General features: G+C 72.2%; 10 protein-coding genes. All 10 read right to left on the bottom strand.

Annotated features, from left to right (window positions below):
• Positions 1-748: hypothetical protein (locus V6M87_RS26840; protein ID WP_332879739.1), on the bottom strand; the 748-nt coding region annotated here is incomplete at its 3' end.
• Positions 749-750: 2 nt separating this feature from the next.
• A complete protein-coding gene (locus V6M87_RS26835) occupies positions 751-2,985 on the bottom strand; it encodes a baseplate J/gp47 family protein (RefSeq protein WP_332879738.1) in 2,235 nt (744 codons plus the stop codon).
• Positions 2,986-2,999: 14 nt separating this feature from the next.
• Positions 3,000-3,395, bottom strand: a complete 396-nt coding sequence (locus V6M87_RS26830) for a GPW/gp25 family protein (protein ID WP_332879737.1) — start codon at positions 3,393-3,395, stop codon at positions 3,000-3,002.
• Positions 3,392-5,410, bottom strand: coding sequence for a hypothetical protein (locus tag V6M87_RS26825; protein ID WP_332879736.1), 2,019 nt, complete (start codon positions 5,408-5,410; stop codon positions 3,392-3,394). Before V6M87_RS26825 ends, V6M87_RS26830 begins: the two co-directional genes overlap by 4 nt.
• Positions 5,407-6,117: a phage baseplate assembly protein V gene (locus V6M87_RS26820; RefSeq protein WP_332879735.1), complete on the bottom strand. Its 711-nt coding sequence runs from the start codon at positions 6,115-6,117 to the stop codon at positions 5,407-5,409. The genes V6M87_RS26825 and V6M87_RS26820 overlap by 4 nt, the downstream gene beginning before the upstream one ends.
• Before the next feature lie 19 nt (positions 6,118-6,136).
• On the bottom strand, positions 6,137-7,216 hold the full coding sequence (locus V6M87_RS26815) for a phage late control D family protein (RefSeq protein ID WP_332879734.1): 1,080 nt from the start codon (positions 7,214-7,216) through the stop codon (positions 6,137-6,139).
• A 10-nt stretch (positions 7,217-7,226) separates the two neighbouring features.
• Positions 7,227-7,394, bottom strand: a complete 168-nt coding sequence (locus V6M87_RS26810) for a hypothetical protein (RefSeq protein WP_332879733.1) — start codon at positions 7,392-7,394, stop codon at positions 7,227-7,229.
• Positions 7,395-7,404: 10 nt separating this feature from the next.
• The gene (locus V6M87_RS26805) at positions 7,405-8,391 is read right to left on the bottom strand and encodes a CIS tube protein (RefSeq protein ID WP_332879732.1); all 987 of its coding nucleotides are present in this window, start codon (positions 8,389-8,391) and stop codon (positions 7,405-7,407) included.
• Positions 8,384-8,875 carry a phage tail protein gene (locus V6M87_RS26800; RefSeq protein ID WP_332879731.1) on the bottom strand — a complete coding sequence of 164 codons (492 nt, stop codon included), beginning with the start codon at positions 8,873-8,875 and terminating at the stop codon, positions 8,384-8,386. The genes V6M87_RS26805 and V6M87_RS26800 overlap by 8 nt, the downstream gene beginning before the upstream one ends.
• A 3-nt stretch (positions 8,876-8,878) precedes the next feature.
• The coding region (locus V6M87_RS26795; protein WP_332879730.1) for a phage tail sheath C-terminal domain-containing protein at positions 8,879-10,982 on the bottom strand (2,104 nt) is incomplete at its 5' end.

Here is a 10,982-nt window from a genome sequence, read left to right as displayed (position 1 = left end):
GGCCCGGGGCGCCGCCGGCCCCCGCGGCCGGGACCTCGGCTGGAAACGCGGGCCCATTCGGCGCGCCGATGCGCGGCTTCAGGTCCGCTCCGATGCGCCACAGCCAGCCGGCGACCAGCGCGCCCAGGCCGCCGTCGGGCAGCGCGGTGAGCGACTCGACCGGCGCCGGCAGTCCCGGCCAGGCCTGATACAAGGGCGGACCGGCGCCATGCAGGTCAAAGATCAACAGGCCACCCGCTGCGGCGGCCGCCACCACCAGGTAATGCCCGGGCGTGACCGTCAGCGCGTCCAGTCGCAGCGGCGCCGGAGCGCTGGCGGGATGCACCGGCTGGAAGGCGCCGGGCTTGGGCGCGCGGTGGCCCTCCGACCAGCCGGCCACGGCCGCGATGCCGTCACCCGGCGGCGCGCCGCTCACGGGCCAGAAATCCGACATGGCGCCGCTGCCGGCCGAGCGCACGCGGATCGCCAGGCGGTCGTCCGACAGGCTGTACAGATTGCCCGCCGCGTCGAACACGCCGCCGCGGCCGCTCTGCTCCGGCGCTGTCACGACGTTCCCCGTGCGCGGTTTGAATTCGTACAGCAGTGCCTTCAATGCCAGGCCGCCGGCGCCGCAATCGGTCGCCAGCGGCCCGCTGCCGCTGCTGCCGTCGGACCATTCCAGCGCGCGCTCGCCGGGCGACCCGGGCAACCGGGCTTCCCAGTCGCTCCAGGTAAGCAGGGCGTGATAGCGGGTGCCGTTGGCGTCCATGTTCAGCACGCCTGTGGTACTTTGGGCACCGGCAGGCGACGCCGCCTGCCGCCCGCGTCGCCCGTGCCGCCGCCGCCGTCGTTGGCGGCGCTGGCGCTGCCCAGCAGGTCCTCGAGCGGCACCGGATCGCCCAGCGTCACCGAGAGGCCCGCGATATACGGCAGTTGCAGGCCCTGCATGGGGACGCTGTCGCGCCGGCTGCCGGCGCTGTCGCCGAGCAGCAGGCCGGCCACGCCGCCCACGCCGGTGGTGGACGCCACCACCGTGGCCAGTTCGAGTGCCATCACGGCGCGAAACAGGGGCCAGCCGCCGTCCAGTCCCGGCAGCGTGGCGGCCGGTGCGCCGCGCGCGGCCGGCGGCAGCGGCGCCAGGTGATTGCGCAGCGCGGCGCGCACGCGGTCGCGCACGGTGGCCACCGACTGGCCAGCGACAATCTCGATGCCCACGCTGATCCACACGCCGTTGTAGACCGGCCCGCGCAGCAGCACTTCGCAGGTGACCAGGCGGCGCGGCGCGATGTGCACGCACAGGGCGTCGATGAAGTCGGCGTCGGGCAGCGGATGATCGGGATGGATCGGATCGGTGCGCGGAATGACCATGCAGGTCACCACGCCGGGCTGGTCGCCCGGCAGCGCGGGCGAGAGCTCGGGATGCCAGGCGGCCAGCGCCTCGACGCGCCCCAGGTCCGCGCCGGGCGCGGCCTTGAGCACCTCGACGAAATCGGCCGCGCTCACGGCCCGGTCGCGGTGGCGCAGCACCAGCGGAATGCGGCGTTCCCCGTCGGCGGCGGTTTCGGCGGACGTGCCGCCGGTGCAGGCCACCGGATTGCTCACTTTCAGGCCGGGCGGCAGGTCCGGTCCCAGCACGATGCTGCCCGGCGCGACATTGCCCTCGGCGCCACTGGACCAGTCGTAGCCGGCCGCGATGGCCGCACCGGGCGCCGGGCGCGCCCCATGCACGCCGTCGCCGAACCGGATCAGGCCGGCCTCGGCGTCGAGCGCGAACACGGTTGCACCGGGCTTGTTTTCGGCTGGCGCCGCTTCCAGTTCATCGGTCAGCGTCCATGCCGCGCCGCCGACCGTCAGCGCAACCGACGCGGCGATCACCTGGCCGTGGCCGAGCTGGCGCTGCTGCCCGACATCGCCGTCGCCGGGCGCCAGGATGTCGCGGGCGACACTGGTGCGCTGGTTGACCATGGTGCAGTGCACGGCGGCGCGCAGCAGCGGCACGCCGGCCGTCGCCAGACCGTCCAAGCGCAACCAGGTCAGCACCCGCGCGCCCAGGGCGTCGTCGGTCAGCAGCGGCGGCAGCGCGCCCACACCCGCTTCGAGCGGCTCGTCGATGGGCCAGGTGTCGATGGCGTCCGCGCGCGGCATCGTCACTTGCAGGATGCCGGCGCGGTCCGGGAAGCCGGCCGGCGCGACCGCGTCGAGGCGGCGGTAGCTGGCGCTGGCGCCGTTGCCGGTGGCGCCGGATTTGACTTGCGGCAGCCAAACCGTCAGCGCGGGCACCGCCAGCGCGCTCGCGCCCGGCACGATGCGCGCGGACGGCTCGGCGCGCACCGGCACCAGTCCGATCGACAGCGTCGATTCGGCCAGTTGCGAGCGCACCTGCTCGAGCTCGGCGACGCTGGCGTCTTTTGGCGCCAGCAGCGCGATCCACAACGCGCCGTCGACCGCGTCGGCGCCGACGTCGAGCGGCACGGCCAGGTCGTCGAGCGCGACGGTTTCGTAGAGCTCGGGTTCGAGCGCGCCCGCGTCCTGGGCGAAATCGCGCCCGGTGGCCTCGTACAGCTCGCGGTAGTAATCGAGCAGGGCCGGATCGGGCGCGGCGACGGTGCGCTTGAATACGGCCAGGCCCTCGACCGGCGGTACGTCCAGGCCGAGTTCGGTGACGAAGGGCAGCGCGCCGGCGTACAGCGTCAGGCCGGGCGCGAGTGTCACGGTGCGGCGTTCGGCACCCTCGTTGCGCAGCTGGACCAGGCCGTGGGCGGGACTGGCCGGCAGCAGGGCGATGCCGAGCAACTGCAGGAATTTGAGCCGGTTGCGCTCGGGGATCAGGTTGGCGCGGTATAGCAGGCTTTCGGCCATGAAAGCGAACAGTTCGACCAGGGTCACGCCCGGATCGGACGGGCCGGTGTGGGTCCATTCCGGCGCGTGCACGGCCGCATACGTCAGCGCGTCGCGCACCAGGCTGTCGAAATTGCGGTCGTCGATGGCAGGCAGGGTAATGGGCATGGGGTCTCCGGTACTCAGCTGCCTTGGACCGGGATGGTCAGCGTGGTGCGGCCGGCCTCCCCGGAGGCGACCAGGGTGAAGGACAAGGTCGCCAGCGCGGCCTCGGCGTCGTCGGGCGCGGCGTCCACGCTGATCGATTCGATTTTCATGCGCGGCTCCCAGCGTTCCAGGCTGCGCCGGATCGATTCCTCGATTGCGCGCCAGGTCGCCGGCGTGTTCGGCTCGAACAGGAAGCGTTCCAGCCCGGCGCCAAAACCCGGGCGGCGCAGCCGCTCGCCCTGGCCGGTGAGCAGCACCAGTTGCAGGGAAGAGCGCACGTTGGCCTCGCCCTCCGACCAGGCGATGCGCCCGTCGACGCCCACGCGCAGCGGGAAGCCCACGCCGCGGCCATACAGGTCGGCTTGGTTCATTCGCGTTTTCCCTTCAATCCCGGCACCGGGAAGCAGGCGATCAAAAAGGGCAGCCAGCGGAAGATCAGGTCGAGCAGCGTGGCAATCACGATCAGCAGGATGAAGGCGACGATGGTGATGATCGGAATCGACAGCGAGCAGATGGTGCCGAAATTGCCGCCCGCGCTGCCGGCGCCGCACGGCGCGCCCGCGCCGGCCCGCAGTTTTTTGTGGAAGGGCCAGGGCAGCACCGAGCGCACCATGTCGCCAAAGCCCATGCGGCGCATGCGCTTCATCTGACCGCACAGCACGTCGCTCATGATGAAGGCGCTGTTTTTGCCATATTTGCGCAGGCCGCCCGGGGTGGTGTCGAACGGCAGCGCGATGCGGATCGGCCGCAGTGGCGCGTCGGTGTCGAAGAAGCCGGCCAGCTGAAACTGCGCGCTGGGGGCCGAGATCACCAGCGGCTGTAACGGGCCGCAATCGCAGCGGCGGTGCACAAAGCGCAGCGCATAGCGGGCCGGGCCGCTGTCGTCGGCCAGGGCGTGCGCGAGGTCGGCGGCCAGGCGCGCCGCCGAACTGGACTGCGCGGCGTGGACCAGCGTGCCGGCCGCGCTGGCCTCGGCGATGGCGGCGCCGATGCGGTCGGACAGCAGTTCCAGGCGGCGGTTGTCCGCGTCCTGCTCATCCTCGGGCGGCCCGACCGGCGCGGGAGGAAAGCCGGGCCAGGCGCGGAACGGGCCGCTCAGGCGCGGAACGGGACCGCTGGCGCCCAGCAGCGCCACCAGCGGGAAGGCAAAGTCGGGCCAGCCCGGCCCCTCGGGAAAAGCCAGTTCGGCCGCGTCGAGCGCCTTCGACAGCGCTGGCGTCATGGCCGCCAGCGCGGCGCGCAGCGAGGCTTGCTTATACAGTTGGGTCAGTAACAGCACCGATCCGCTCAGTTGCGGCTGGTCGTCGGATGGGACGTCGGGTCCGGGCGCGGCCCAGGTGGCCATGCCGAGCAGGTCGAGCAGGGCCTGGAGCTGGGGCCGGCCCGGTGGCGCCAGGCCCGACGCCAGCCGCGCGTCGGTCAGTTCGCTGAACGTGGACTGGAAAAACTCGCGCATTTCCTGCAACTGGCGCCAGCTGGCCTCGACCAGCTGGTCGTTGGCGCTGGCCAGCACCGTTTTTTTTCCGGTGCCGGGTTGAACCGCATCCCAGGGCGGATCCTCCAGTTCGGCGTTGTTGGTGGCGCCGCTCAGGTAGGCGCGCTCGATCAGGCCCTGCCACGGCGCAATCACGCGCAGGTGGGCCAGCGCCCTGGCGTTGTCGACCACGCTCCAGGCGGCGGGGTCGCCGTCCGGTTGCGCGCTGCTGGCGCGCCGCGCATACTGAAAGTCGTCGTGGCGCGCCACCGGGATCAGGCCGCCTAGTAGTGCCCGGCGCGGGCCGGCCGGCGGCGCGTAATTGAGCGGGAACACCGGCAGCCATTCCTCGTCGTCGGCGCAGCGGGTGGACGGTGCGGCCAGCGGTACCCACAGCCCCGGCTGGCCGGCCGACTTGACGAAGGCATGTTCGACCGACTGGTTGGCCACCTTGTAAAACCTGCGCAGCACGAAACCGGATTTGTCGGCGCCGGCCGTCACCCGCGGCGGCAGTCCGGGCAGTTCGCACACCAGGTGCGCGGCGGCCACGTAATAACGCTGGTGCACCGGCTGGAACAGCTTCAGTGGCGCGGCCAGCGCCAGGGCCGTGCTGGCCGCCGGGTGGGCCTGACGCCGGAAGCCCAGCAGGGCGCGGCCGCGCCGCAGCAGGCGCACGCGCTGCGACACCATGGTCGCGTCCGGGGGCGCGGCTGGTGTCGGCGCGCCCAGCGCGAGCCACGATTCGTGGCGTGCCACCAGTTCGGGCAGGCGCTGCGGCGTGTCGGCCAGCAGGGCCAGCATGCGGTCCATGAAATCGTCGCCGTCGAAGCGCAAGATGGCCGGCGCCGGTCGCACCGGCGCCGCCACGAAGGCTTCGGCGCCGACCCAGCGCAGGCGGTGGGCGGCGCTCACAGGATGTTCCCGGCGCCGGGCGTGTAGGTCGCGGCAATGATGGTGTTGGTGATGACCGTGTCGGCCTGGACCACCCCCGAGAACTTCGACATGCCGGCGTTCACGGTCAGCATCGCGGCCGACACCTCGACCTGGGTGGCATTCACCTTGACCTTCTGCGCCGCGTCGACTGTGATGCCGGCCGTCTCGAGCTTGACGCTGTTGCCGTTGCTGTCCTGTAGTTCGATGCTGCCCGGACCATCCTTGAGCGTCACCGAACAGCCGCCCGGCGTGTCGAAGCGGATCTGTTCCTGGCCCGCCTTGTCCTCGATGGTAATGAGCACGCCGTTGCGGCTGCGGATTACTTTTTTGACGTTGTTGGCGTCGGCGCTGGCGGGCGGCGCGTCGGCGCCGTTCCACAGCCCGCCGATGACGCACGGGCAGCGCACGTCGCCGCCCTCGAACACGACCAGCACCTCGTCGTCGACATCGGGCATGAACCAGCTGCCGCGGTTGTTGCCGGCGAACAGGGTGGCGACGCGCGCCCAGGCGTCGTAGCGCTCGCCCTTGCCGTCCGCGCTCCAGGGCAGGGTGACCTTGATGCGGCCTTGTTGGTCCGGATCGACCAGGTCGGTCACGATGGCGACGTGGCAGCCGTACCAGCGTCCGCCCCAGCCGGTGGACAGGCGGTCTGTGTAAAGCGCTTCGGCGGGCGAGGTATCGAACATGGCGGCTTTCGGTGGGGGATCAGGCGCGGCCGATGGCCGCGCGTTCGACGTCGAATTCGGTGCGAGCGCCTTCGCGCACATCGAAGCGGTGGCAACTCGCCGTGACGGTGTATTTGCCGTTGAAGACGGGCCCGAGCCCGCTCAGGTCGACGCGCGCGCCCGGCTTGATGCGCGCGTCCGGGCCTGCCACGCCGGACCCGGTCACGAAGCGGCGTCCGAGCTGGCGCATCCAGCTTTCGGCCAGCGCGCGCGCCTCGCCCGCGTCGGCCGGGTGCAGGTGGGCCACGCTGTCGGCGCGTTCCCCGAAGGCGCGCTGCAGCAGCGCGCTGCCGCCCTCGCCACCGTCGAGTTCTCCGCTGAGGACGGACGCGGACGCTTCCTCGCGCAGGGCGCGCTTGGCGCGCACATCCCAGCCGCCCACGGAGAGTCTGGTGCGCTGCAGCGCCAGGTCGGCGCGCACGTCGAAGCCGTGCAGGGTGCTGCCATAGGCCAGCGCCACGCTGTCGCCGCCGGCCCGGGCCGGCCGCGGCGCCAGGTGCAGCACCTCGTCGACCAGCCAGATTTCGGCGCCGGCGGCGCGCGCCCGTTCGCGCAGGAAGGCCAGGTCGCTCTGGTTGACCTGGGCCAGCATCGGGTAGGTTGGGCCGGACAGGTCGACTTTGGCGCTCAGGCCGTGCGCGCTGGCGATGCTGCGCGCGACGGCGGCGTCGCTGGCCTGCGCGAAGCAGCGCGTGCGGCGCGTCATACGCAAGTCCTGCAGGCGGTCCTCGGCATGGACGACCAGCTCGGCCTCGCCCGAGCCGGCCTCGGGAAAGCGTCCCGCGATGGCGTACACGCGACCGGAAAAAATGCGCGCGTCGCGCAGCTTGATCTCGATGCGCTTGCCGAATTCGAGCCGGTCGCGCCCGTACAGCGTGTAGCCGTGGCTGCCGCCCGGGGTCAGGCCCCAGCAGCCGAACGCCAGCTCGCAGCGCGCCATGCCGTCGCTGCGTTCTTCCACGCGCAGCTCGAGCAGGGCGGCGGCCAGGTCGGGCGTGGCGCGGCCGTCGATGGCGATCGTCGGCCGGCTGGAATCGAGGGCGAGGGGGGCGTCGGGCATGGTGGCGCGCTCAGTGGGCGAAGAGGCGCAGGGCGCGCTCGCGCCGTTGCTGTTCAAGGCGCTGGGCCTGGGCCGGCGCGGGCATGACGTCGGCCGGCTCGGCGGCGCCCTGGACCGGTGCTGCTGGTGGCGCCGCTGGCGGGCTGCTGACGTCGAATTCGCCGATATGGACGGGCATGGGTGACTCCTTATCCGGTGACGATGCGCGGGCGCTGCGCAGCGAGGTCGATGAATTGGCCGGGGGCCAGCGTGCGCGGGTTCTCGATGCCGTTGGCCGCGGCGATGCGCTGCCAGCTGCCTGCTTCGAACGCGACGCCGGAACTGACTGCCAGGCCGGCGCCGAGCGCTGCGCCTGCACCAGGATGCAGCCCGACACCCACGCCGATTGCGCCACCAACGCCACCAACGCCGCCACCGATGCCGCCGCCCACGTCGAGGCTGGCGCTCACGCCGAAGCCGAAGCCGCCACCGCCGCCGCCACTGTCACTCAGCTGCTGCATGCTTTGTCCGCTGCGCGCCTTGGCCAGCGGCGTGGCGCCGGCCGCAGCGCCCCCCTGCGGCCGCGTCACTTGCACCGCCTTGTCGTAAGCCGGCACCAGGATGGTTTGCTGGATCATATTCAGGGTCATGCTGGCGCGCAGCGCCTTGCCGTCGGCGGAGAAGAAATCGACGTTCTCCTCGATCGACTCGACGATGCCGTCGAACAGGAACTTACCCCACGAAAAGCGCAGGCCGGGCGGCACGCGCTGGCTGGCGTCCTTGGCGCCGGCGCCCGGATCTTTCGGCTTCATGAAGTACAGCACGCGTCCGGTGACGTAGCGCACGTCGTCGATCATGAATACCGAGCCGCTCTGGCGCTTGCCCTCGGCATTCAGAAACGTGTCGGTGGTGGCGGCACTGACGTCGAAGGTCAGCTGGACGGTCAGCTTGGTGGTGCCGGCGCCGACGAACTGGCGCGCCGGCGTGCCCTGCGACTGGTTGCCCGCGCCGCGTCCGGCCTGGCGCGGCGGCGCCTTCGAGGACGCGTTGGGCTGGGCCTGGATCTGGTTCGCGTACGACAGCTTGAACGACTCGGGGTTGAACTGCACTGGCACGCGCATGCCGCCCGGCAGCACGTCGCTCAGGTCGTCCTTCAGTTCGATCAGCTCGGCGCGCACGATCAGTTGTTCAGCCACGGCTCTTGTCCTCCCAACTGAAGCGTTCGTAGGCAATCTGCATTTCCTCGATCGCCACGTTGCCGTCGCGCCCGCTGAGCGCGCCCGCCTTCAGTTTCAGCGGCAGGCAGCGGCTCAGCACGAAACGGCCCCATTCGCTTTTATCGTGGCGCATCACGCTGACGGTCACGCCGGCGCGCAGCGCGGGCTGCTCCAGGCTGGCCGAAAACCATGTCCACAGGTCGAAGCCGGACGTCATGCCGCGCTTGAGCGAGAGCTGGCCAAAGGTCACCGGGCCTGACAGCCGGTGCACGTGGTTCTGGTTGCCGCCCTCGCGCAGGGTTTTGACTTCCTGCGCCATCTCGATGCCGTCGCACTCCGAAAAGGCGCCGCCGGCCAGCTTGCCGGCCTGGTCGTCACGCACGATCTCGACGACGAAATTGAACGCCGGGAAGGGTTGCCAGCGCTGGCGCTCCTGCTCGTCGGGACGGTTCGGCGTGGCCATGGGTCAGTACTCCTCGAGCAGCAATTGTTCGCCCGCGCGCACCACGCGCAAGGTCAGAAAGCGCAGCGGCCGGGAGGGCGCGACCTGGATCTCCAGGCTGCATTCACCGCGCTCGATCTCGTCCTGCACCTGGCCGCTGGCGGCCGTGCGCAGCAGATAGCAATCGGGCGTGCGGCTGCCGCGAAACGCGCCGCCTTGCATCAGCCGCTGCAGGAGGGCGTCGAAGCTGCGTTCGAGGCTGCGCCGCAAGGTGGTGTCGTTCGGTTCGAAGGCGTAGCGCTCGCCCTCGCGCCGCGCCAGGCGCCGCAGCAGGATGAACAGGCGCCGTACGCCAAGGGCCTGCCAGTCGCTGTCGTCGCTCAAGGTCCAGGCGCGGGTAGCAGCGAACCCGCGCGTGCGCTGCTCGATGGCGTTGGCGCCGGCCTGTTCGATGGCGCCGGGGTCGAGCGGCTTGGCCAGTGCGACAGCATCGGCCAGCGGATCGAGGCCGGCCGCGGCCCACGCGCCGCGCTCGCGGCTGCGCCGCGCATACACCCCGAGCACGCTGCCTTCGGGTGGGTGGGCGACCAGCTGGCCGTCTTCGCGCCGCAGCAGCCACGGGTGGTACAGCGCGACGAAGCTGGTGTCCTGCGCGGCACGCGCGCCGGCGGCGGCGCGCGCGCGCAGGCGCCCGACGTGGCTGGCGACATCCAGCGCCTGCCATGCCTGCGGCAGCGCCAGCAGGGCGACGTGTTCGCGCGTGGCGGCGCACAGGTCCATCAGGGCCGCGTGCACGGGAAACAGCACGGCGGCGTCCACCGGCCCGGTGTTGGCCACGCGGGTGGCGCCCAGCACGTGGATGTCCAGCGGCGCCGACCACGCGCTGGCCAGGCCGTCGCGCCAGACGCGGGCGCGCAGGAACACCAGGCCGGCCGCCAGGCGCAGCGTGTAGCGCGCCGGCGCCGGCAGAAACACGCTGGCGCCGAGCGGCATGGCATCGGAAAAATCGGCCCGGCGGGCGATCTGCACTTCATAGGCGAGCGTGCCGGACGGGGGCGCCAGCGCGTCGATAAACCAGGCGACGTCGGCCGGCGCCTGTGGCTGGGGCTTGAACTGCGCGAACCGCGGCGCCTGCGGGCGCAGCGGCGGCTGGACGCAGTCGTCGAAGGCGGGGGCGGCATCGGCGCAGCTGCAGACCGGGTCTGGCACCGGTATCAACTGGCCGTCGGCGCGCGGCGGTGGGGTGGTCAGGCGCCAGCCGGGGTGGGTGGCGTCGGGCACCGCGATCCAGGTGGCATCGCGCGCGGTGGCGTCATCGCGCCCCAGCGCGCCATGCAAGCCGCGCAGCCGGCGCGGCTGGGCTGACAGGAAGCGGATATCGTCGGCCCAGCGCAGCAGTTGCGCAGCGCGCAGGCCCGTGTCATCGCGCCAGGCGCTGTCGAGAAACAGGTCGGCGTGGTAGTCGGCCAGCCCCATGCGCGCCAGCGCGTCGCCGTCTGCCAGCTGCGCCGCCTGCCACGGGCCGAAGCCGGCGCCGACGGCGGCCGGCACCAGCATCCAGTCGGGGCCATCCAGGCCCGGCGCCGCGCCGGCCAGCGGCCAGGCCAGGCTGGCCAGATCGGTGGCGGCGTCGAACTGCGCGTCGGCATCTGGCTCGAACCAGGGCACATCGCCGCCGCCGGCGGCCAGCGCGCAGCCGTCGCGGCGCAGGGTGGTGCCGGTCGGCTGGCGCAGCGCGAGATCGACCGTGACGCTGTCGAGCAGCCATTGATCGGGGTCGGGCAGGCCGGCGGCGGGGACCGGCTGGCCGTCGACGTCGGTCCACAGCCAGGTGTGCGCCTGATCCTGTGCCGGCAGCGCCTGTTCGAGCGTGGCGTCGGCGGCCACCCGCAGCCACGCACTGGCCGCGCTCTGGTCGGGACGGCGTGCGCGCAGCAGGGTGCCGGCCGGCACCAGGTCGGCGCGGTGCAGGACGCGGCCGGACCTTCGCACCGCCAGTTGGGCCAGATCGAGCCACGTGCCGGGGCTGTTGGCGCGCAGCGTAAAATCGGCTGCCGCCAGGGTCCATGGCCCGGGACCGGCGCCGCCGATGCGCGCGCGCGTGGCCAGGCGCAGGCCGGCCACGGCG

Origin of the sequence: Massilia sp. S19_KUP03_FR1, from assembly GCF_036688685.1 — a bacterium.
In the GTDB taxonomy this organism is placed as follows: domain Bacteria; phylum Pseudomonadota; class Gammaproteobacteria; order Burkholderiales; family Burkholderiaceae_D; genus JALYUM01.
The sequence above is the reverse complement of the archived record's forward strand: the minus strand, read 5'-3'. Positions and strand labels throughout refer to the sequence as shown.